The 21,087-nt window shown below is 75.9% G+C and carries 21 protein-coding genes; 11 read left to right on the top strand and 10 right to left on the bottom strand.

Going from position 1 to position 21,087, the window contains the following annotated elements; translation table 11 throughout:
- Positions 1-10: 10 nt before the first annotated feature.
- From ACI79W_RS11470 to ACI79W_RS11495, 6 genes are all read left to right on the top strand, one after another.
- On the top strand, positions 11-1,060 hold the full coding sequence (locus ACI79W_RS11470; RefSeq protein ID WP_456562208.1) for an MBL fold metallo-hydrolase: 1,050 nt from the start codon (positions 11-13) through the stop codon (positions 1,058-1,060).
- Positions 1,039-1,644 (top strand): uridine kinase family protein, encoded by a 606-nt coding sequence (locus tag ACI79W_RS11475; RefSeq protein ID WP_456562209.1) that lies wholly within the window; start codon positions 1,039-1,041, stop codon positions 1,642-1,644. The genes ACI79W_RS11470 and ACI79W_RS11475 overlap by 22 nt, the downstream gene beginning before the upstream one ends.
- A 116-nt stretch (positions 1,645-1,760) precedes the next feature.
- Positions 1,761-2,498, top strand: a complete 738-nt coding sequence (locus ACI79W_RS11480) for a GAF domain-containing protein (protein ID WP_456562210.1) — start codon at positions 1,761-1,763, stop codon at positions 2,496-2,498.
- Complete coding sequence (locus ACI79W_RS11485; RefSeq protein WP_456562211.1) at positions 2,495-3,682, top strand: PP2C family protein-serine/threonine phosphatase; 1,188 nt, start codon at positions 2,495-2,497, stop codon at positions 3,680-3,682. The genes ACI79W_RS11480 and ACI79W_RS11485 overlap by 4 nt, the downstream gene beginning before the upstream one ends.
- A gap of 14 nt (positions 3,683-3,696) precedes the next feature.
- The gene (locus ACI79W_RS11490) at positions 3,697-3,933 is read left to right on the top strand and encodes a PP2C family protein-serine/threonine phosphatase (protein ID WP_456562212.1); all 237 of its coding nucleotides are present in this window, start codon (positions 3,697-3,699) and stop codon (positions 3,931-3,933) included.
- 91 nt (positions 3,934-4,024) lie between these two features.
- Positions 4,025-5,146, top strand: a complete 1,122-nt coding sequence (locus ACI79W_RS11495) for a uroporphyrinogen-III synthase (protein ID WP_456562213.1) — start codon at positions 4,025-4,027, stop codon at positions 5,144-5,146.
- 7 nt (positions 5,147-5,153) lie between these two features.
- Here ACI79W_RS11495 and ACI79W_RS11500 read toward each other — a convergent pair whose 3' ends face one another.
- Complete coding sequence (locus tag ACI79W_RS11500; protein WP_456562214.1) at positions 5,154-5,732, bottom strand: GNAT family N-acetyltransferase; 579 nt, start codon at positions 5,730-5,732, stop codon at positions 5,154-5,156.
- Positions 5,733-5,928: 196 nt separating this feature from the next.
- On the opposite strand from ACI79W_RS11500, the gene ACI79W_RS11505 reads away from it, so the two are divergent.
- Together ACI79W_RS11505 and ACI79W_RS11510 are read left to right on the top strand one after the other, a co-directional pair.
- On the top strand, positions 5,929-7,365 hold the full coding sequence (locus ACI79W_RS11505; RefSeq protein ID WP_456562215.1) for an MFS transporter: 1,437 nt from the start codon (positions 5,929-5,931) through the stop codon (positions 7,363-7,365).
- A 121-nt stretch (positions 7,366-7,486) separates the two neighbouring features.
- On the top strand, positions 7,487-8,278 hold the full coding sequence (locus ACI79W_RS11510) for a hypothetical protein (protein ID WP_456562216.1): 792 nt from the start codon (positions 7,487-7,489) through the stop codon (positions 8,276-8,278).
- Positions 8,279-8,484: 206 nt separating this feature from the next.
- Here ACI79W_RS11510 and ACI79W_RS11515 read toward each other — a convergent pair whose 3' ends face one another.
- Complete coding sequence (locus tag ACI79W_RS11515) at positions 8,485-9,126, bottom strand: class I SAM-dependent methyltransferase (protein WP_456562217.1); 642 nt, start codon at positions 9,124-9,126, stop codon at positions 8,485-8,487.
- Positions 9,123-10,070, bottom strand: coding sequence for an NAD(P)/FAD-dependent oxidoreductase (locus ACI79W_RS11520; protein ID WP_456562218.1), 948 nt, complete (start codon positions 10,068-10,070; stop codon positions 9,123-9,125). Before ACI79W_RS11520 ends, ACI79W_RS11515 begins: the two co-directional genes overlap by 4 nt.
- 68 nt (positions 10,071-10,138) lie before the next feature.
- Here ACI79W_RS11520 and ACI79W_RS11525 point away from each other — a divergent pair, with 68 nt between their 5' ends.
- Positions 10,139-10,732 carry a helix-turn-helix domain-containing protein gene (locus tag ACI79W_RS11525; protein WP_456562219.1) on the top strand — a complete coding sequence of 198 codons (594 nt, stop codon included), beginning with the start codon at positions 10,139-10,141 and terminating at the stop codon, positions 10,730-10,732.
- Here ACI79W_RS11525 and ACI79W_RS11530 read toward each other — a convergent pair.
- The 4 genes from ACI79W_RS11530 to ACI79W_RS11545 all read right to left on the bottom strand — a co-directional run bounded on the left by ACI79W_RS11530 (position 10,722) and on the right by ACI79W_RS11545 (position 16,642).
- Positions 10,722-11,156, bottom strand: coding sequence for a Rieske (2Fe-2S) protein (locus ACI79W_RS11530; RefSeq protein WP_456562220.1), 435 nt, complete (start codon positions 11,154-11,156; stop codon positions 10,722-10,724). The genes ACI79W_RS11525 and ACI79W_RS11530 overlap by 11 nt on opposite strands.
- Complete coding sequence (gene nirB, locus ACI79W_RS11535; protein WP_456562221.1) at positions 11,153-13,681, bottom strand: nitrite reductase large subunit NirB; 2,529 nt, start codon at positions 13,679-13,681, stop codon at positions 11,153-11,155. The genes ACI79W_RS11530 and nirB overlap by 4 nt, the downstream gene beginning before the upstream one ends.
- A 1-nt stretch (position 13,682) precedes the next feature.
- On the bottom strand, positions 13,683-16,277 hold the full coding sequence (locus ACI79W_RS11540; protein WP_456562222.1) for a molybdopterin oxidoreductase family protein: 2,595 nt from the start codon (positions 16,275-16,277) through the stop codon (positions 13,683-13,685).
- 104 nt (positions 16,278-16,381) lie between these two features.
- On the bottom strand, positions 16,382-16,642 hold the full coding sequence (locus tag ACI79W_RS11545) for a hypothetical protein (protein WP_456562223.1): 261 nt from the start codon (positions 16,640-16,642) through the stop codon (positions 16,382-16,384).
- Between the two features lie 72 nt (positions 16,643-16,714).
- On the opposite strand from ACI79W_RS11545, the gene ACI79W_RS11550 reads away from it, so the two are divergent.
- Together ACI79W_RS11550 and ACI79W_RS11555 are read left to right on the top strand one after the other, a co-directional pair.
- Positions 16,715-17,377: an N-acetyltransferase gene (locus ACI79W_RS11550; RefSeq protein WP_456562224.1), complete on the top strand. Its 663-nt coding sequence runs from the start codon at positions 16,715-16,717 to the stop codon at positions 17,375-17,377.
- Between the two features lie 39 nt (positions 17,378-17,416).
- A complete protein-coding gene (locus ACI79W_RS11555) occupies positions 17,417-18,310 on the top strand; it encodes an alpha/beta hydrolase fold domain-containing protein (protein ID WP_456562225.1) in 894 nt (297 codons plus the stop codon).
- Between the two features lie 777 nt (positions 18,311-19,087).
- Here ACI79W_RS11555 and arfB read toward each other — a convergent pair.
- Genes arfB through yidD form a run of 3 tightly spaced genes read right to left on the bottom strand, consistent with a single transcriptional unit; the run spans position 19,088 to position 21,085 of the window.
- Positions 19,088-19,528, bottom strand: a complete 441-nt coding sequence (gene arfB / locus ACI79W_RS11560) for an alternative ribosome rescue aminoacyl-tRNA hydrolase ArfB (protein ID WP_456562226.1) — start codon at positions 19,526-19,528, stop codon at positions 19,088-19,090.
- 23 nt (positions 19,529-19,551) lie between these two features.
- A complete protein-coding gene (locus ACI79W_RS11565) occupies positions 19,552-20,556 on the bottom strand; it encodes a phosphotransferase (protein ID WP_456562227.1) in 1,005 nt (334 codons plus the stop codon).
- 34 nt (positions 20,557-20,590) lie between these two features.
- Positions 20,591-21,085: a membrane protein insertion efficiency factor YidD gene (yidD, locus tag ACI79W_RS11570; RefSeq protein ID WP_456562228.1), complete on the bottom strand. Its 495-nt coding sequence runs from the start codon at positions 21,083-21,085 to the stop codon at positions 20,591-20,593.
- Between the last annotated feature and the right edge of the window lie 2 nt (positions 21,086-21,087).

The raw sequence follows: 21,087 nt of genomic DNA on the forward strand, positions 1-21,087 counted from the left end.
GTGCGGTGTCGTGGAGACCACCGGCACCGCCCAGCGCGCGGCGTGGGAGCAGCGCAGCCTCCCCCCGGTCGAGCAGCTGCGCAGCGACCTGTGGTCGCTGCCGGTCCCGATCCCGCACAACCCCCTGCGCTACGTCAACGTCTACGTCTTCGCCCTGGCCGGCGGCGGGCTCGGCCTGCTCGACACCGGGTGGGAGAGCGAGGCGGGCTGGTCGGCGCTGAACGAGGGGCTGGCATCCCTGGGCGGCTCGATCGCCGACGTCCGGGGGGTGCTCGTCACCCACCTGCACTTCGACCACCTCGGCCTGGCCACCCGCGTGCGCCAGGCCAGCGGCGCGTGGGTGGCCATGCACCCCGCCGACGCCGACGCCGTCCGCCGGCTGACCGCCACGGAGGCGCAGGCCGCCGTCGACACCGAGGTGGCCTTCCTCGTCCGGCTCGGCGCTCCGCGCGAGGAGGCGCTGGCCGACGTCGGCGGCGCGGAGAACCTGTCGGGGTTCCACCGCATGGCCGTGCCCGACCGCCTGCTCGAGGACGGCGACCACGCCCCCTTTCCCGGGTGGGCGCTGCGCGCGGTCCACACGCCCGGGCACACGCCCGGGCACCTCTGCTTCGCCGAGGAGCGCACCGGGTTGCTCTTCTCCGGGGACCACGTGCTGCCGCGGATCAGCCCGAACGTCTCCTCCACCAGCGGCGGCTCGCCCGACCCCCTGCGCGACTACCTCGACTCCCTCGCCGCCGTGCGCGACCTCGACCCGAGCGAGGTGCTGCCCGGGCACGAGTGGCGCTTCCGCGGCCTGGCCGAGCGCACCGACGCGCTGATCGCGCACCACGAACGTCGGCTGACCGAACTGCTCGACGCGATCCGCGAGCACCCCGGCTCGACACCGTGGGACCTCGCGGCGCACCTGACGTGGTCACGACCGTGGGACCAGTACGCGCGCCGGATGCGGATCTTCGCCGTGACCGAGACCGACGCGCACCTGCGGCTGCTCGCCAGCCGGGGGCTGGTGGCCGGCGACGGCGGCGAGGTACCCACGTGGACCCTGGCCGTCCGCTGACCCGGGTCACCTACGCGGCGCTGGCCGACCGCACGCTCTGCCTCGCCCCGCGGCTCGGGGGCACCCGCCTGGTCGTCGTGGACGGCCCGGCCGGCTCCGGCAAGACCACCTTCGCGGCCCGGCTCGCCGCTGCGCTGGGGCCCGGGACGCCGGTCGTGCACATGGACGACCTCTACGCCGGCTGGACGCTGACCGGCGCGGTGTCCCGGCTGGCCGCAGGCGTGCTCCGCCCGCTGGCGGAGGGCCGGGCGGGCGCCTACCACCGCTACGACTGGGCGGCCGGCCGGTTCTCCACCGACCCCGTGCCCGTCCCGCCGGCACCGGTCCTGCTGGTGGAGGGGTGCGGCAGCGCCTCGCGGCGCCTGGACCGGTGGACGGCGACGCGCGTCTGGGTCGAGGCCCCGGATCCGGTTCGGCTGGCCCGCGGGCTGGCCCGCGACGGCGAGGGCATGGCCGAGGAGTGGCGCCGGTGGCTGGTCACCGAGGCGGCGGCGTTCGCCGCCGAGGACACCCGCCGTCGGGCCGACCTCCGCGTGGACGGCGCCGCGGGCGGTCCGGCCGACCGGTTCGCGCTGCGGTCCTGACGCCGGGGCCGCGGTCGGCCCGCGACGTTTGCGCCGCAGCCGCGCTGCGTACCCCCGCCACCAGGGGACGACGCCGGTCGAGAACGCGGCCGGGCGGCGTCCGTGGAAGGCACCTGGTGAACGGGAAGCGAACCGCAAGCCCCACCGTGCCGCTCACCGATGAGCTGGCCGGGGTCTTCGCGCGCATGTCGGGCCTCCTCCTGTCGGAGGAGACGGTCGGGACGTCGCTGAGCCTGCTCAGCTCCCTCGCCCAGGAGAGCGTGACGGGCTCCTGCGGGGCCGGCATCTCGGTGATCGAGGGCCGTCGCCGCGTCTCGTCGGGGTCGACCGACGACCGGGTGCGGGACGCCGACGCGCTGCAGTACGAGCTCGACGAGGGTCCCTGCCTGGCCGCAGCGGCCGCGCGCGAGGTGGTCCGCGTCGACGACCTCCGCCAGGAGCGCCGCTGGCCGCGCTGGGCGGGTGCGGCGGGGGCCCTCGGGCTGCGGGCCGCGCTGAGCGCTCCGCTCGTCGCCGGGGACGCCGCGCTGGGCGCCATCAAGGTCTACGCCGACCGTCCCGGCGCGTTCGACCGGCGCAGCGAGCAGTTGCTCACCCTGTTCTCCGCCCAGGCCGCGTTCCTCGTCGCCAACGTCCAGGCCCACGACCGGGCGCGGCGGCTCAGCGAGGGCATGCGGCAGGCGGTGCGCGACCGGGACCTCGTGGGTATGGCCAAGGGCGTGCTCATGGGCCGCCACGCGGTGGACGAGGACACCGCCATGCGGATGCTCGTCTCCCGGAGCCGCGACCAAGGCGGGCACCTCGCCGACACCGCCCGCGCGGTGGTCGACTCCGCCGCCCGCCGCCGGCCGTGACGCAGGACGCCCAGCAGCCGGCCCTGGCGGCCGGCTACGCCCACGCCGACCTCACCCTCGAGCAGCTGTGGGTGCGGTACTTCGCCCTCGGCGGCACCGCCGATCTCATGGAGGTCGACGCCTACCTCAACGGCCTCGCCCCCGTCCCGGGCGCCCAGCACGACCTCCTGGCGCACGCCGTCAACGAGCGGCTCGACGAGCTCCTCACCCGCCACCGGGTGCCGTACACGCGGACCGTCCGGGCCGGGCGGCCGGCCAGCGGCCCGCTGGCCGCGGTCGTCACCCTCCTGGAGGCGGCGGGCGCCGCGCCGCCGGAGCGGCTCCCCGCGCTCGCCGCGGCCGCCGGCCGGATGCTCGGCGTCGACGTCACCGTCCACCGCATCGACCACGAGCAGAGCTGCCTGGTGCGGCTCGACGCCTCCGGCTCCGGCTCCGGCGACCGGCACCGGCTGGGGCTGGACAGCACGATGGCCGGGCGGGCGTTCCGCACCGTGCAGGTCGTCTCCTCGGACCGCGACGGCCGGCCGCGCCTGTGGGTGCCGCTGCTCGACGGGGCCGACCGGCTGGGGGTGCTGGAGGTCCGCGTCGACGACGAGGCGGCCCTGTACGACCCGGCGCTGCGCGACCAGTGCTGGTGGCTGGCCTCGCTGCTCGGCCACCTCCTCGTCTCCCTCGAGACCTACGGGGACGACCTGGAGCGCCGGCGGCGGATCCGGCCCATGAAGCCCTCGGCCGAGCTCGTCTGGCAGCAGCTGCCCCCGCTGACCGCCGCCACCGAGTCCTTCGTGCTCGCCGGCAGGCTGGAACCGAGCTACGACGTCGGCGGGGACGCCTTCGACTACGCGCTGTCCGAGCGCACGGTCTCCCTGGGCATCTTCGACGCGGTGGGTCACGGCGTGCACGCCGCGCTCATGGCCGCAGCCACGCTGGCCGGGTACCGCAGCGCCCGCCGGGACGACCGCAGCGTGTTCGACCAGGCCGGCGCGATCGACGACGTGGTCTCGCAGAACTTCCCCGGCGGCGAGTTCGTCACCGGGGTCATCGGCGAGGTCGACGTGGACTCCGGTCGGCTGCGCTACGTCAACGCGGGTCACCCGGCCCCCCTGCTGCTGCGTGGCGGCCGGGTGGTCAAGGAGCTCGAGGGAGGCAGGCGGCTGCCCTTCGGGCTGGCTACCGGGGTCTGACGGTAGGTGAGGAGATGCTGCAGCCCGGCGACTGGCTGGCGCTCCACACCGATGGCATCACCGAGGCCCGCGACGCCGGTGGGACGTGGTTCGGGGAACGGCGCCTCGCGGAGTTCCTGACCCGCGCCATCGGCGCCGGCCTGCCGCCCGCCGAGACGGTCCGCCGGCTCACCGCGGCCGTGCTCGAGCACCAGGGGGGCCTCCTGCAGGACGACGCGTCCGTGCTGCTGGCCCGGTGGAAGCAGCCGTGACGACCGCTGCCCCCCGCCTCGCACGGGAGCCGGACACATCCCCGTAACCCCGAGGTCGCACCATGGTGGGGCACCGGCGCGAGGGAGAGATGTGACCGAGCAGGACGAGCACGCGGCCGGACCGGACCTCCCGCTGGCCGGCTACACCGTCGCGGTGACCGCGGCCCGCCGCAAGGAGGAGCTGGGCGCGCTGCTGGACCGCCGCGGCGCCCGCGTCGTCCACGCCCCGGCGATCCGGATCGTCCCGCTGGCCGACGACGCCGAGCTGGTGGCCGCCACGCGCCGGGTGCTGGCAGCGCCGGTGGACCTGGTGATCGCCACGACCGGGGTCGGCTTCCGCGGCTGGCTGGAGGCCGCCGACGCCTGGGACCTGCCGCTGGTCGCCCACCTCTCCGGCGCACGGGTGCTGGCGCGTGGCCCCAAGGCGCGCGGCGCCATCCGCGGCGCCGGGCTGGTCGACGCCTGGTCCCCGGAGTCGGAGTCCTCCGCCGAGGTGCTCGAGCACCTGCTGACGGGCGCCGAGGGCCCGCTGGCCGGCCGCCGGATCGCTGTCCAGCTGCACGGCGACCCGCTGCCGGACCTGGTCGCCGGTCTGCGCGGCACCGGCGCCGAGGTGCTCACCGTCCCCGTGTACCGCTGGGTGCTGCCCGAGGACGTCACCCCGGTGCGCCGCCTGGTCGCCGGCATCGTCGCCGGCTCGATCGACGCGGTCACCTTCACCAGCGCACCCGCCGCGGCGAGCCTGCTGCGGGTGGCCGAGGAGGTCGGGCAGCGGGAGGCGGTGGTGGCCGCCTTCGGCGACCGCGTGCGGGCCGTCGCGGTCGGCCCGGTGACGGCGGGGCCGCTGGACGCCGCCGGCATCAGCTCCTTCCAGCCCGCCCGGGCCCGCCTGGGTGCCCTCGCCCGCGAGGTGGTGGCGCGGCTGCCCGAGCGCGACCCGGTGCTCGCGGTGGGGCCGCACACGCTGCAGGTCCGGGGGTACGCCGCCGTCGTCGACGGTCGGCTCGTCGAGCTCCCGCCCGGCCCGCTCGCCGTGCTGCGGGAGCTGGCCCGCCGCCCCGGCCACGTCATCCCCCGCACCGATCTGGTGACCGCGCTGCCGGGTGGCGGTGACGGGCACGCGGTGGAGATGGCGGTCACCCGGCTGCGCGCGGCGCTCGGTGCGCCGCTGGTGGAGACGGTCGTCAAGCGCGGCTACCGGCTGCGGACCTGAGGTCCGGTCAGGCCCGCAGCTCCCGCCGCACCAGCACCCGCGGGAAGCCGTTCAGGACCGAGTCGGTGTCGGCCACCTTCTGGAAGCCGGCCCGCTCGAAGAGCGCCCGCGTGCCGACGTAGGCCATCGTCAGGTCGACCTTCCGCCCGTCGTTGTCCACGGGGTACGCCTCGACCGCCGGCGCCCCGTGCGCCCGGGCGAACTCCACGGCGCCCGCGACCAGGTGGTGGGAGATGCCCTTCCCCCGGTGCCCGGGGCGCACGCGGACGCACCACAGCGACCAGACGTCGCGGTCGTCGACGCGCGGGATCCTCCGGTTGCAAGCGAAGCTGGTGTCGGCCCGCGGGTGCACCGCCGCCCAGCCGACGACCTCCTCGCCGTCGTAGGCGAGCACGCCGGGGGGTGGCTCCTCCCCCACCAGCTGCCGCACCCGCTCGCCGCGCGCCGGCCCGACCAGCTCCCGGTTCTCCTTCGACGTCGTCAACCGGTAGCTGAGGCACCAGCAGGCGTTCGCGTCCGGCCGCTTCGGGCCGAGCACCGCCGCCACGTCGGGGAAGCTCCTCGCCGGCCGCACCTCGATGGCCATGGACCGATCGTGGCACCCGGTACCCACGGAACGGCAGGCACGCAGCCCGGTGAGCTCACCGTCGCCCCGCGCCGCGGGTGAGGTGGTCGTTCCCGAGAGGTCACACGGGCGCGGCGGCCCGGAAACGGCCCGTTCCTAGCGTCGGGCGGCACAGGAGCCACCCGCCCGGGCGGCCCCGGAGCCGAGGGATGCGCCCATGACCACCACCCCCACCGCCCGCTCGTCCGGCGAGGTGGCCGCGCCGGCCCCTGCCCCCGCGCCCGCGACCCGGCGCGGCTCCCGGTGGATCGACGACTACGACCCCGAGGACCCCCGCTTCTGGGCCTCGCCGCAGGGCCGCCCGGTGGCGCGGCGGAACCTGGCGTGGTCGGTGCTGGCGGAGAACATCGGGTTCAGCGTGTGGCAGATGTTCAGCGTCGCCACCGCGGTGCTCGCCTCGATCGGCTACGGCTTCACCAGCGACCAGCTGTTCTGGCTGGTCGCCACCGCCGGCCTGGTGGGCGCGATCATGCGCGTGCCGTACACGTTCATGCCCGCGCTGGTCGGCGGCCGCAACTGGACGGTGGTCAGCGCCGCCCTGCTGCTCGTGCCGGTCACCCTGCTCACCGTGGCGGCGACCACCGGGCAGCCGTACTGGTTCTGGGTGCTCACGGCCGTCACCTGCGGCTTCGGCGGCGGGAACTTCGCCTCCTCCATGGCCAACATCTCCTTCTTCTACCCGGACAAGGAGAAGGGCTTCGCCCTCGGGCTGAACGCGGCCGGCGGCAACATCGGCGTCGCGATCATCCAGCTGGTCGGCCCGCTGGCGGTCACCGCCGCCGCGGTCGCCGTCGTCGGCGGCAGCACGGGGACGACGGAGGCCGGCGACGCCCGCTACGTGCAGAACGTCGCCCTCATCTGGGTGCCGTTCATCGTGCTGGCGGTCGCGGGTGCCTGGTACGGGATGGACAACCTCTCCGGCGCCCGGGCGGACATCGCCGGCCAGGCCGCCGTCGCCCGCCGCAAGCAGACGTGGGTCATGTCCTTCCTCTACATCGGCGCGTTCGGGTCCTTCATCGGGTTCTCCGGCGCCTTCCCGCTGGTGCTGGCCAACGAGTTCGCGGCCGACACCTACCGCTACGCCTTCCTCGGCCCGCTGGTCGGCTCGCTCGCCCGACCGTTCGGCGGCTGGCTGGCCGACCGGATCGGCGGCGCGAGGATCACCGTCGTCACCTTCGTCGGGCAGGCCGTGGCGATCGGCTCGGCGATCGCGTTCCTCCGCGCGGGCAGCTTCGGCGGGTTCCTCGCCAGCTTCCTGGTGCTCTTCGCGGTCGTCGGCATGACCAACGGCTCCACCTACCGGATGATCCCCATCATCTACCGGGCCGAGGCGGCCGCCGCGCACCCCGGGGAGAGCACCGCCGAGGTGCTCTACCGGGCCCGGCGGGACACGGCGGCGGCCGTGGGCATCATCTCCGCGGTGGGCGCCCTGGGTGCGGTCTTCATCCCGCGGGTGGTGTCGGAGTCCTACGGTGCGACCGGCGGGGTGGAGACGGCGCTGCTGGCCTTCTGCGGCTTCTACGTCCTCTGCGTGGCGGTCACCTGGGTCGTCTACCTCCGGCGCGGCACGCTGATGCAGCGCGCCGGCGTGTGAACGGCCGGTGTGCCCGGTCCCCCGCCCGGGACCGGGCCGAGCGGCGCCGCCGTGGCCCCAGCGGGTGAGGCGAACCGGTCCCGGTGTGCAGCGAGGCCTCGGCAGCGACGAAGATCGCCGGGTGACCGCAGCCGAGGAGACCAGCACCGGGCGCGCCCTCGTCGAGGCAGGGGCCCCGGTGGCCGGGTCGATGAGCGCCGCCGCCGCGACGGTGGTGTTCGAGCCCGCCGCCGCCCGGGTGCAGGTGCACGACGGGTACGCCGCCGTGCTGCGGCGGGCCGCGGCGGACGCGGCCGACCTGCCCACGGGCCGCGAGCGCGTGCGGGCCGGGGCCGCGCTCGCCTTCGCGGTGGAGCACGCGGTGACGCTGCACCGCGCCGGGCGCGCGGTGCGCGGCGACGACTTCCTCACCGACCGCCCCGGCAACCGGCCGGTCGCCGACGAGCTGACCGAGGCGGTGGTCCGCGCCGCCCGCACCTCCACCGACGAGCGCCGGGTGCGCCACCTGGGCTACCTGCTGGCCGAGGTGGCCGTCTCCCCCGACCTGGATCCGGGGGTCGTGGGCGGCGCGCTGCGGCTGGCGGGGGCGCTCAGCTGGCGGCAGCTCGCGCTGCTGGCCGCCGTCGGCCGCCGGGACCGCGTGCCGCTGCCGATGACCCCCCTCGACGACGACCCGCGCGGCTGGACGGCGTGGGGCGCGCGGGAGGACGTCGCCGACCTGCAGCGCACCGGCCTGCTCGACCCGCCGCCGGCCCAGCCGCGCGCGGGCGGTGCGGCGCTCCCCCGACTCCGGATGGCCGACCTGCGGCTCACCCGCCGCGGAGTGCTGGTGCACCGGCTGCTCGTGCTGGAGGTGCTCCGCGAGGACGCGGTGGCCGCCGCCCTCGCCGACCTCGGCCTGCCGCGCAGCTGACCCGGCCGATCGTGATGCATCCGTGACCTGGGCGCCGGCGCCGACCACCCTCCCCGGCACGTCTTCCCCGGTAGTGGAGACCGGAGGGAGCCCGCCATGCCCGTCAGCCAGCACGAGCGGCCGGACAGCGCAGCCGTCGTCGCCGCGCGCCAGCTGGCCGAGGAGGCGCACCGCCGCCGGGCCCTCGGCGAGCTCCGCTCCGTGCGCTACCGCGCCCCCGACGCCCGTCGCGCGACGAGCACGGTGTCGGGCACCGGGTTGCCGGTCCGCTCCGCCGCCCCCGCGTCCCGCTCACGGACCTCGGTGACGACGCGCGACCAGTCCTCGGGGTCGAGCACCGCCGCGACGTCCTCGGCCCGGTAGAACACCGAGGGGTCCAGGGCCGCGTCCCCGTGGTGGTGGGCGGCGGCCGCGTCGAGCAGGTGCCCGACGACGAGCAGCGTCCCGCCGGGCGCCACCGCCGCGGCCAGCCGGCCGAAGAGCTCAGCCCGCCCGCCGGCGCTCCGCGCGTGCAGGTAGTGCGCCGTCACCAGCTCGAAGCCGCCCGCCGGCGGCGTCCACCCCTCCAGGTCGGCCTGCACCCACTCGATCCGGTCCGCCAGCCCCTGCGCCCGTGCCGCCGCGGCGCCCCGCTGCAGGGCGACGGGCGAGAAGTCGACCCCGGTCACCCGCCAGCCGCGCTCGGCCAGCCACAGGACGTCGCCGCCCTCGCCGCACCCGGCATCCAGCACGCTCCCGGCCGGCAGCGCACTGGCCTCGGCGACGAGCTGCCGGTTGGGCCGCCCGCTCCACACGGCCGGGGCCGACCGGTAGAGCTCGTCGTAGGTGTCGCGGTCGACGGCGCTCACGCCGCCACCTCCCGCCGCCGGGCCACCGCGTCCCGGGCGTCCTCCTGGACCAGGTCGGCGTTGATCATCGCCCCGGCGCGGAGCCCCTGGGCCGCGGCGACGATCACCTGGGCGCTCACGTCACCGGTGTTGCCGGCGACCCAGACGCCGGGGACGTCCGTGCGCCCGGTCGGGTCGGCGGGCAGGTGCGTCCCCAGCACGGCGCCCTGCATCTCCACCGGCACGGGCACGGCCCCGAGATCGGCGAGGAGCTCGGCGTTGGCGACCATCCGGGTGGCGACGACGACGGCATCGCGCTCGACCAGCTCGCCGGAGGCCAGCCGGACCGCGGCCCCGCCCTCCAGCCCGGCCACCTCGCCGTGGACGATGCGCACCCCGCGCGCCTCGAGCTGCTCCCGCTCCTCCCCGGTCGGCTCGGCGCCGGTGTGCACGAAGAGGACCACGTCGTCGGTCCACTGCCGCCAGAGCCCCGCGGCGTGGACGCCCATCGGGCCGGTGCTGACGATGCCGACGGCCCGGTCGCGGACCTCCCAGCCGTGGCAGTACGGGCAGTGCAGCACCGTGCTCCCCCACCGCTCGTCGAGGCCCGGGATCGCGGGCAGCTCGTCGGTGAGGCCGGTGGCCAGCAGCAGCCGGCGGGCGCACACCGACCCGCCGCTCCCCAGGGCGACCCGGAACCCGTCGTCCTCGCGCCGCACCGCCACGACCCGGCCGGGGACCACCGTCCCGCCGTAGCCCTCGACCTCGGCCCGGCCGGCCGCGTACAGCTCGGCCGGGGGCGTGCCCTCCCGCCCGAGGTAGTTGTGCACCTGCCCGGCGGGGGCGTTGCGGGGCTCGCCCGCGTCCACCACCAGCACGCTGCGCCGGGCGCGGGCCAGGGTGAGCGCTCCGCTCAGGCCCGCCGCGCCGCCTCCGATGACCACCACGTCGTACCGCTCGTCCATGGCGACCACTGTCGACCCGGACCGACCGGTCCGGCAAGAGACCTTGCCGAAGTGGCAAACTGGTCGTCGTGACCGATGACGACGTGCTGCAGAACGTGGGGCCGCGGCTGCGGGCGCTGCGCGGGGAGAGCGGGCGGACGCTGGCCGAGGTCGCCGCAGACACCGGCATCTCGGTGAGCACGCTGTCCCGGCTGGAGTCCGGTGGCCGCCGGCCGACGCTCGAGCTCCTCCTGCCCCTCGCGCGCACCTACGGCGTCGCCCTCGACGACCTGGTCGACGCGCAGGCGCCGGCCGACCCGCGGGTGCACGGACGCCCCATCGAGCACGCGGGCGCGACGATGGTGCCGTTGACCCGGCAGACCGGCGGGCTGCAGGCCTACAAGCTGGTCATGCCGCCGCGCTGGCAGGTCGACGAGACCGAGCAGAAGGTGCACGACGGCTACGAGTGGCTCTACGTGCTCTCCGGCCGCATCCGGCTGCGGCTCGGCCCGCGCGACTTCGTGCTGGAGCCCGGGGAGGTCGTCGAGTTCGACACCCGCGTACCGCACGCCTTCTCCAACCCGTTCCCCGAGCCGGCCGAGGCGCTCACCCTCTTCGGCCCGCAGGGGGAGCGCATGCACGTCCGCGCCCGCCCTGCGGCGTCGTCCGAGCTCACACGGTGACCACGAGGTCCCCGTCCTCCTCACGCACGGGGTAGACGCGGATCGGTGCGGCTCCGGACGTCGAGGCGCCGTCGGACCAGCGGTAGGCGAACAGGTGCAGCGGGCAGACGAGGACGTCGACGTCGGTCTGCCCGTCGGCGAGGGGACCGCCGGCATGCGGGCAGGCCGCCTGGGTGGCGTGCAGCGAGCCGTCACGCAGCCGGAAGACCGCCACCTGCACACCGCCGGCGACGAACGCCCGCCCCTCCCCCAGCGGTACGTCCTCCACCCGGCCGACGACATGGGTCTCGCCGCGGGAAGCGGCGGCGGTGCCGGGCACCGCCACCGCGGTGGCCGGCGTGCCGGTCTCCGTGCCGGGGGTGGTCGGACGGGCCGGCGAGCGCGTGTGGTCGAGCCGGGCGGCGGCGGGACTGCTCAGGCTCATCGGACCGGCACCTTCGGCAGCGGGATCAGCGGGAGCGACGGGCGGAACTGCCCGGGTGTGGCCGGTTCCCTGCCGTCCTGCCCCCAGGGATCGGTGTAGGCGTCGACCGACTTCTGCATGTTCGCGTCGAGGTCGGCGACGATGCCCTCGCTGTCCTCGAGCAGCACGGCCCTGATCTTCTCCAGCCCGATCCTCGGCACGAAGTCGTAGGTCCGCTCCAGCCAGTTGGCGTTCTCCCGGTAGTACTGCATGAACCGCCCGGCCAGGGTGATGACCTCCTCCGGCGAGCCGACCGTGGCCAGCAGGTCGCCCTTGCGGATGGTGGCCCCGGCGGCGCCGCCGACGTAGACCTCCCACTTGCCGTTGCCGATGGCCACGACGCCGACGTCCTTCACGTAGGCCTCGGCGCAGTTCCGCGGGCACCCGACGACGGCGAGCTTCATCTTCGCCGGGCTCTCGATGCCCTGGAAGCGTGTCTCGAGGTCGATCCCCAGCTGCGTCGAGTCGCCGAGCCCGAACCGGCAGAAGTCGCTGCCCACGCACGTCTTCACCGTGCGGAAGCTCTTGCCGTAGGCGTAGCCGCTGGGCATGCCCAGGTCGGCCCACATCGCCGGCAGGTCCTCCTTGCGGACACCGAGCAGGTCGATCCGCTGGCCGCCGGTCACCTTGACCATGGGCACCTCGTACTTCTCGGCGACGTCGGCGATCTTCCGCAGCTGCGCGGGTGTGGTGACGCCGCCCTTCATCTGCGGGACGACGGAGAAGGTGCCGTCGCGCTGGATGTTGGCGTGCACCCGGTCGTTGATGAACTCGCCGTCCTTCTCGGGGACGAAGTCGTGCCCCCAGATCATCTTCAGCAGCGAGGTGAGGCCCATCTTCGACTTCGCGTCCTCCTTGCCGCCGGGCGCGAGCGTCGCGAAGACCGCGGACACGCTCCGCAGGTCGTGCTCCCGGATGGCGCGCATCAGCTCGGGCTTGGGCATGGGGATGCCCGGTACGTACCAGGACGCCGCGGGGTCCTCGGCGAGGTCGCCGTCGGCGGCCCACTCGACGATCTGCTTCACCAGCGACTTGCACGAGCCGCAGCCCTTGCCGGCGCGGGTGCGGTCCATGACCTCGCCGACGCTGCCGCAGCCACCGCTGACCGCGCCGCAGATGTCGCCCTTGGAGACGCCGTTGCAGTTGCAGACCTGGCTGTCCGCGGGCATCTCCGCGACACCCACCTCCTCGGCGCCGTCGGAGAGGTCGACCAGCAGCCGGATCCGCTCCTCCGGCAGCGGGGCCCCCCGGTCGAAGGCCTGGGTGAGGAAGGCGACCTTGCGGGTGTCACCGAGCAGCGTGGCGCCGACGAGCCTGTCGTCGCGGATCACCACCGAGAGGTGGACGCCGCGCTTGGGCTCGGAGATGACCAGGAACTCGTCGTCGTCCCGCTCGGGGGTGCTGGTGCCCATCACGGCGACGTCGACGCCGGCGACCTTGAGCTTCGTCGCCGTGCGGCTGCCGTGGTACTCGGCGTCCGGATCCGTGCCGGTGAGCACGTCGGCGAGGACCTTCGCGTGCTCCCAGGCCGGCGCGACCAGCCCGTAGACCTCGCCGCGGTGCTGGGCGCACTCGCCGATGGCGTAGACGTCGGGGTCGTCGGTGCGCAGCTGGTCGTCGACCACGACCGCCCGCTCGACCTCCAGCCCGGAGCGGACGGCGAGGTCGGTGTGCGGGCGCACCCCGGCGGCGACGACGAGCAGGTCGCAGTCCAGCCGCCGGCCGTCCTTGAGGAGGACGCCCTCCACGGATTCCGTGCCGAGCACCTCCGTCGCCAGCACGTCGAGGTGCACGGTGATGCCCAGCTGCTCGACGCTGCGCTTGAGGATGGCGCCGGCCTCGGCGTCGAGCTGGGCGTTCATCAGCCACGGCATGGCGTGCACGAGGTCGACCTGCAGCCCGTGCCCCTGCAGCGCCCGGGCCGCCTCGAGGCCGAGCAACCCGCCGCCCATCACCACCGCGCGCCGGCAGCGACCGGTGGCCGCGAGCATCGCGCGGGTCTCGTCGATGGTGCGGAAGCCGTGCACACCGGGCAGCAGCGAACCGTCGTCCCTCCGGACCCCGGCCATGGGCGGGATGAAGGAGTAGCTGCCGGTGGCGAGCACCAGGTGGTCGTAGCCGGTGACGCTGCCGTCGGCGGCGTGCACCTGCTTGGCCGCGGTGTCGATCCGCTCCACCCGGACGCCGGCACGCAGGTCGACGCCGTTGTCGCGGTACCAGTCGTGGGAGTTGAGGACGATCTCGTCCTCGTGCTGCTCCCCGGCCAGCACCGGGCTGAGCATGATCCGGTTGTAGTTGCCGTGCGGCTCGTCGCCGAAGACGGTGATGCGGAACTGGTCGCCACCGCCGCGCTCGAGCACCTCCTCCACGAAGCGGGCGCCGGCCATGCCGTTGCCGACCACGACGAGCCGGGTGCGGGGATCGAGGTCGCCGTCCAGGTGCAGGGAGGTGGCGCCGGCCAGGCGGGCCCCGAGGATCGCCGTCATCTCAGACCTCCACCAGGCCCAGGTCGACGACGATCTCGCCGGTGACGCCCTCGGGCGCGGCCGCGTGGAGCTCCACCACCGAGCCGCCCACCACGTCCTCGACCACGCGCAGCGGCACGTGCGTGTCGGCCTTGGCCCCGATGGGGAACCACCGCACCGGCTCGCCGTCGCGGACGAGGAGCACGTAGACCAGCTCGGCGGTCGCGTTGCCGCCGCGGAAGTACAGCGCCTGGGCGCTGCACCCGGCCGGCACGGTGTAGCGGAGCGCGGGGTCGATGGGGCCGGGCTTGGCCAGCCCTTCGCCGGTGATCGGGAAGACGCCTTGCAGGAAGCGCGGGGTGCTCTTCACGGGAGTTCTCCTGGTCGTCGAGGAGCGGGTCGTGCGGGACGGCGGGCGCGGGACGGGTGCGGTGGCGGGCCGGTGCGCCCGGGGCACGGGCTGGGTGGCGGCCGGCGGCGGCGCGATGTGCTCCTCCGGCCCGGCGACGCGGGCGACGGCGACGGCGCAGGCCTTGAAGGGCGGCATCCTCGACGTCGGGTCGAGCGCGCCGGCGTCGGTGAGGTCGTTGGCCCCGGCCCAGTGGAAGGGCACGAAGACGACGTCGGGCCGGATGGTGTCGGTGACCTGGGCGTGGAAGCGGGCGCGGCCGCGCCGGGTGGCGAGCTCGACGACGTCGTCCTGCGCGATGCCGAGGCGGGAGGCGAGGTCGGGGTGCAGCTCGGCGCGCGGGGTGGGCGCGACCAGCTGCAGGCTGCGCGTCCGGCGGGTCTGGGTGCCCGACTGGTACTGGGCGAGCACCCGGCCGGTGGTGAGCACGAACGGGTAGTCGGCGTCGGGCGGCTCGTGCGCCTCGACGTGCTCGACCCGGAGGAAGCGGGCCCGGCCGTCGGGGGTGGCGAACCGCTCCGTGAACAGCCGCGGGGTGCCGGGGTGCTCGGACGAGGGGCACGGCCAGAAGACGCCGCGCTCCTCGTCGATGCGCCGGTAGCTGATGCCCGCGTAGTCGGCCGTCCCGCCGGCGCTGGCGCGGCGCAGCTCCTCGAAGACCGTCTCCGGGTCGCCGCTGAAGCCCTGTGCGCCGAGTCGGCCGGCCAGCGTCGCCAGCAGCTGGAGGTCGTCGGGCACGCCGTCGGGCGGGTCGAGTGCCCGCCGCCGCCGGATGACCCGGCCCTCGAGGTTGGTCGTCGTGCCGGCCTCCTCCGCCCACATGGCGCTGGGCAGGACGACGTCGGCGAGCTCGGCGGTCTCGGAGAGGAAGAAATCGCTGACGGCGAGGAAGTCCAGGTCGCGGAGCCGGCTGACCACCCGTCTCGCGTCGGGCGCGGAGACGGCGACGTTCGACGCCAGGACCAGCAGCGTGCGCACCCCGCCGTCGGTGCCGAGCGCGTCGAGGAGCTCGTACGCCGACCTTCCAGGTACCGGCAGGTCGTCCGGATCGACGCCCCAGACCGCAGCGACGTGCGCACGGGCGGCGGGGTCGGCGAGCGACCGGTAGCCGGGCAGCTGGTCGGCCTTCTGCCCGTGCTCGCGGCCGCCCTGCCCGTTGCCCTGGCCGGTGACCGTGCCCCAGCCGCTGCCGCGCCGGCCCGGCAGGCCGAGGGCGAGCGCCAGGTTGATCCACGCCTGCGCGGTGTCCGTGCCGCTGCGGTGCTGCTCGGCGCCCCGCGCGGTGAGGATCATGGCGTTCGCCGCCCGGGCCAGCGCGAACACGGTGCGCCGCTGGTCCGCGACGGGTACGCCGGTGAGCCGCTCGACCCGGTCCGGCCAGTAGGCGGCGACGCCGGCCCGCACCTCGTCGAAACCGGTGGTGCGCTCGGCGACGTACCGCTCGTCGACCAGACCCTCGGCCACCGCGATGTGCAGCAGCCCGTTGGCGAGCGCCAGGTCCGCGCCCGGCAGCGGCTGCAGGTGGAGGTCGGCGTTCCGCGCCGTGGCGGTGCGGCGGGGGTCGACCACGACGTGCTGGGCGCCGCGCTCGCGGCCGGCGTCGAACCACTGCATCGCCGGCGGCATGGTGTCGGCCGGGTTGCTGCCGACCAGGACGACGACGTCGGCCTCGGCGATGTCGCTCAGCGGGAACGGCAGGCCGCGGTCCAGGCCGAAGGCTCGGTTGGCCGCGCCGGCGGCCGAGGACATGCAGAACCGGCCGTTGTAGTCGATCGCGCTGGTGCGCAGCGCGACCCGCGCGAACTTGCCGAACTGGTAGGCCTGCTCGTTGGTGAGCGAACCCCCGCCGAAGCAGCCCACGGCGTCGCGGCCGTGGGTGGCCTGGGTCCGGCGGATCGCTGCGACCAGCCGGTCCAGCGCCTCGTCCCAGGTGGTCTCCACCAGCGGGCTGGTGCGGTCCCCGGCGACGGCGCGCACCAGCGGCCGGGTGAGCCGTTCGGGGTGGTCGAGCAGCTCGGCCGACGACCAGCCCTTGGAGCACAGCCCGCCGCGGTTGGTCGGGAAGTCGAGCGGGACCAGCGTGGCGGGGCGGTCCCCGGCGGTGACGGCCATCCCGCACTGCAGGGAGCAGTAGGGGCAGTGCGTGCTCGTCGTCCTCGACGCGCGGGCCCCGGGGATGGCGGCGGTGGGCGTGGCAGGAGCGGGCACGGGACGAGAGTGGGTCGTCGTCGTTTCCCCGCGTCGACCCCGGCGTCAAGCTTGCGTTCCGTTCACCTCACCGCCGCTGCCTGCCCGGTGTGCGGCCGGACCGGTCAGGTGCCGGTGGCCATACCGGGCATCCGCGCCGGGTCGTCCACGGGGTGCGCGCCCACCTGAAGCACGTAGCCGTAGGAGCACATGCCCTTGGTGGCGGCCCGCCGCAACCGGTGCACCGAGGCACCCACGCCGTCGTGGCCGCGGAGCACCTCGCGGGCGGAGAGGACCACGACCTCGGGTGTCGTCCCCGGCGAGGTCGGCTTCCAGGTCTCCGGTGCGGCGGTGCTCCTGGGTGGGTCGCGCGCGGGTGGGGGCACGCCCCGATCGCGGGCCCTCCGGCGGCCGGCGTCGACGGTGACCGTGGTGGTCGCGCGTGGTGGGATCAGGGGGTGACCCCTCCAGGCCCGATCGTCCGGCGGATCGACGACCCCGACGAGCCCGGGCCCGACGTCCGGCTCGCCGAGCAGCGCGACGTCCCCGCCATCGCAGCGACCCTCACCGTCGCGCTGGCCGACTCCCGCTGGACCCGGTGGGCGCTGCCCGACGACGGCCGCATGCAGCGGCTCACCCGGCTCAACGAGCTGGACGCCGCGCACCGCGGGGTGGCCACCGGCACAGCGTGGGTGACCGAGGACCGCGACGCCGTCGCCGTCTGGGAGCCCCCGCCCGGGACGTCCGGCACCCGCCCCCTGCCGGAGGACGTGCGGGCGGCCCTGGCCCGCGAGCTCCCCTACCTGTCGGGCGACCGCGCCCGGGTGGTCGCCGAGACCGAGGCGCTGGTGACCGCGGCGCTGCCCGACCGGCCGCACTGGCGCCTGCGGCACCTGGGGGTCCGCCCGTCCTCCCGCCGGAGGGGGCTGGCCGCCGCGGTGCTCGCCCCGGTCCTGGTGCGCTGCGACGCGGAGAGGACCCCCGCCGCCGCGGCGGTGTTCGGCTGGGCCAACGTGCGGTTCTTCCGCGGGTTCGGCTTCCAGGTCACCGAGACCACGCGCACCAGTGACGACGAGCTGCCGCTGTGGGTGCTCGTCCGCGAACCGCTCTCGCTCAGCTGACCGCCGATCGCCAGACCGCTCCACCGACCCGGAGGTCCCGTGCCCAGCCCCGCCGGCCGCCTGCTGCCCCCGTTGCTCCGCCTGCTCCGCTTCCGGCGGGGGTTCGAGCACCCGGAGCTGATGCTGCGGGGCGTGCAGGAGCGCCTGCTGCGGCCGGTGCCGTACGGGCCGCCCCGCGGCCTCGGCCCGGTCGAGGTCGAGGTCCACCACGACTCCGGCTGGCCGGTCTACCGGGTGCTCCCCCGCGACCGGAAGCCGGACCGTGCCGCCGTCTACGTGCACGGCGGTGCCTGGGTGAACCAGATCCACCCGCTGCACTGGCGGCTCGTCGCCCGGCTCGCCACGCGCAGCGGCACCGCGATCACGGTGCCCGTCTACCCTCTGGCGCCCCTGGGGACGGCGGCGACGGTGGTGCCGCAGGTGGCCGGGCTCGTCGGCGCGCTGGCCGACCGGTACGGCGTCGGGCGGGTCACGGTGATGGGCGACTCGGCCGGCGGTCAGATCGCCCTGTCCGCCGCGCTGCTCCTCCGCGACCGCGGCGTGCCCCCGTTGCACCGGACGGTGCTGGTCTCCCCCGCGCTCGACCTGACCCTCGCCAACCCGGAGATCGACGTCGTCGAGCCGCAGGACCCCTGGCTGGCCCGCCCCGGCACCCGGGCGGCGATCGAGCTCTGGCGGGGCGACCTGCCGCTGACCGATCCGCTCGTCAGCCCGCTGTTCGGCGAGCTGGCCGGGCTCGGCCCGCTGACCGTCTTCAGCGGCACCCGCGACATCACCAGCCCGGACACCCGGCTGCTGGTCGACCGCGCCCGCGCGGCCGGCGTCCCGGTCGACCACCACGAGGAGGAGGGTCTGGTGCACGTGCACCCGCTGCTGCCGGTGCCGGAGGGGCGGCGGGCCCGGCGGGTGATGGCCGCCGTCCTCGCCGGCTGAGCACCCCCCGCAACGACGAGGCCGGCGCCCGACCCCAGGAGGCAACCATGGCCCGGTACCTGTAGACCCTCGTCCGGCCGGTCGGCGAGGTCCCCCCGCCGGAGGACCTGGAGCCGGTGATGGAGGAGCTGGCCGCGCTCGCCGAGGAGACGCAGGCCGCAGGGGTGTGGGTGTTCGCCACCGCCCGCCCTCCACCAGCCGGAGGCGTCGACCGTCGTCCGCGCCCAGGGCGACGACCTGCTCGTCACCGACGGCCCCTACGCCGAGGCCGAGGAGTTCATCGGCGGTTTCGACCTGATCGATGCCGAGGACCTGGACCTGGACCTGGACCAGGCCCTGGTCCGGGCCGGCAAGCTGGCCCGCGTGCTCGGCGGCCTGCCGGTCGAGGTGCGGCCCGTCGCCCGGACCTTCTGACGCCCGTGGACGACGCCGTCGGCGAGGTCGAGCGGGTGTTCCGCGAGCACCACGGCCGGGCGGTCGCCGCCGTGGTCCGCCTCCCCGGGAACATCGGGGTCGCCGAGGAGACGGTGCAGGACGCCTTGCTCACCGCCCTCCGCCGCTGGCCGGTCGACGGCGTCCACCCAGCCCGGCCGGCTCGACCGTCACCACCGCCCGCAACCGGGCGATCGACGGGCGGCGCCGGGATCCCGTGCGCATCGACCGGCACGTGGTGGCCGCCCTGCTCGGTGGCGGCGGCCCGGACCCCGTGGAGGACGGACCCGTGCACCTGCAGCGATGGCTGAGCCAGCCGTCGCACCCGTGGCGCCCAGCTCCCGCTCAGTCCCAGTCCCGACGCTGCTTCTTGAGCTGACCACGCTGCTTCTTGGCCTGGATGCGGCGCTCCTGGGAGCCCCGCGTCGGCTTGGTGCGGCGCCGGGCCGGCGCCGGCGGCGCGAGGGCGGCGCGCAGCACCGCGGCGAGTCGTTCACGGGCGGCCTGGCGGTTGCGCAGCTGCTGGCGGTGCTCGCTGGCAGCGACGGTCAGGACGCCGTCGACCAGCCGACCGGCCAGCCGTGACGCGAGCCGTGCCCGCTGCGGGTCGCTCAGCCCCGGCAGGTCCAGCGGGCGCACCGAGAGCTCGACCCGGGAGTCGGCGGTGTTGACGCCCTGCCCACCCGGCCCGGAGCTGCGGGAGAACCGCCAGGACTGCGCGGCCGCGGGCACGACGAGGGAGCCGGTGACCGGGAGGTCACCGGAGGCGTCGTCGGTCCCCGGCACGGGGACAGTCTGGCCGACGAGGCTCAGCAGCCGGGCGCCAGCGGGCCGGCTGCCAGGTGCTCCGCGGTCCAGCCGGGCACCGCTGCGGCCCACTCCGCGCGCTCCGCCTCGTGCACGCCGCGCAGGATCCGTCGCCAGGTGAGAGCCCGCTGCAACGGCGCGACGTGGAGCGCGAGGTCGCACAGCTCGCGCAGCTCCGCCGCGGTGCCGTGATCCAGCCACTGGGCGAGGTAGGCGTCGCGCAGCCGGAGCAGCGCCCGGTCACCCGGCGGCAGGCCCAGCACCTGCCCGGCGGAGCGCAGGGCGACCAGCAGGACGAGGAACGGGTGCGAGATCGACGCGTCGCCCCAGTCGAAGAACCGGTACCGCCCGCCGGAGGCGAAGACGTTCCCGTCGTGCAGGTCGTCGTGCTGCACGGTGGCCGGGACGCCGCCGGCGGCGAGCTCGCCACAGGCGGCCGTGTAGCGGCCCAGACCCGCGAGCACGCGGGAGCGCACCTCCGGGGGGAGGGCGTCCGGGCGGCCGGCCTGCTGCGCCTCGTCGTCGGCCAGGAGGTCCTCCGCCAGGGCGGGCAGCCGCTCCGGGCGGTGGTCGGGGACGCCGAGGCCGAGCAGGTCCCCCGCCTGGACCGCGACCTCGACCTGCAGGCGAGCGTGGGCGGCGAGCACCGCCGTCCACGCGCTGAGGTCCGCGCCGGTCTCGCGCAGCGTCGGGCCGCCGTCGGGCAGGAGGAGCAGGCGGCGCTCCCGGTCGACCGCCAGCGGCACGAGCACCTGCTCCGGCACCCGGCCCGCCAGCGCCTCGGCCAGCACGGGCTCCTGCGCCGATCCCGGGCCGACCGCCTTCAGCCAGACGGCGTCCCCTCCGCGCAGCGGGATCCGGAAGGCTGTGGACCAGGCGCGCACGTGCGGCTGCTCCGGCTCGCCTGCGCGCACCAGGCCGGCGATCTCGAGCTGCCGGGCGGCCCACCCCAGCGCGCCGGCCCGCCATCCCGGGTCGGACCACGTCCGCGCGCCGGTCGTCGTCACCCGGCGACCGTGGGCGAGGCGCGGCGCTCCGGGGTCAGGCCGGTACCGGGTCCGCGCCCCCGGCCGCGCCGGGGCGGCAGCGCACGAGCCGGCGGAGCGTCAGCCAGGAGCCGCGCAGGGCGCCGTGGGTCTCCAGCGCCTGCACCGCGTACGCCGAGCAGGTCGGGGTGTACCGGCAGCACGGCCGGCGCCGCGGGCTGATCTCCCGCTGGTAGTAGCGGACGGCCGCGACCAGCCGGGCCGCGGCACCGCTGCCCTGCTGCCCCGCGCGGATCGCCGGCAGCGAGCGGGGCGCGACCAGCAGCAGGTCCATCCCGCAGCCGATGGCGTTGGCCAGGCAGCAGCCGGTGTTGAGGAAGAGGAGGTCGCGCAGGCAGGAGTCGTCGCGCCGGCGGCGGCCGTAGCCGGGGCCGTATCCGTAGCCGGGGCCGTACCCCCGCCCGTAGTGCCCGGTGTAGTGCCCGCGGTAGCCACCGCCGCGGGGCCTGCGACGGCGGGGGCCCCAGCCACTGCTCCAGATGAAGACCATGG

The sequence above is a fragment of the Blastococcus sp. SYSU DS0533 genome (assembly GCF_054050775.1).

Bases quoted from the DNA above. Each gene is read 5' to 3' on its own strand.
- ACI79W_RS11530 (WP_456562220.1), bottom strand. From the start codon at position 11,156: ATGAGCCTGAGCAGTCCCGCCGCCGCCCGGCTCGACCACACGCGCTCG.
- ACI79W_RS11490 (WP_456562212.1), top strand. From the start codon at position 3,697: ATGCTGCAGCCCGGCGACTGGCTGGCGCTCCACACCGATGGCATCACC.
- ACI79W_RS11500 (WP_456562214.1), bottom strand. From the start codon at position 5,732: ATGGCCATCGAGGTGCGGCCGGCGAGGAGCTTCCCCGACGTGGCGGCG.
- ACI79W_RS11520 (WP_456562218.1), bottom strand. From the start codon at position 10,070: ATGGACGAGCGGTACGACGTGGTGGTCATCGGAGGCGGCGCGGCGGGC.
- nirB (WP_456562221.1), bottom strand. From the start codon at position 13,681: ATGACGGCGATCCTCGGGGCCCGCCTGGCCGGCGCCACCTCCCTGCAC.
- yidD (WP_456562228.1), bottom strand. From the start codon at position 21,085: ATGGTCTTCATCTGGAGCAGTGGCTGGGGCCCCCGCCGTCGCAGGCCC.
- ACI79W_RS11505 (WP_456562215.1), top strand. From the start codon at position 5,929: ATGACCACCACCCCCACCGCCCGCTCGTCCGGCGAGGTGGCCGCGCCG.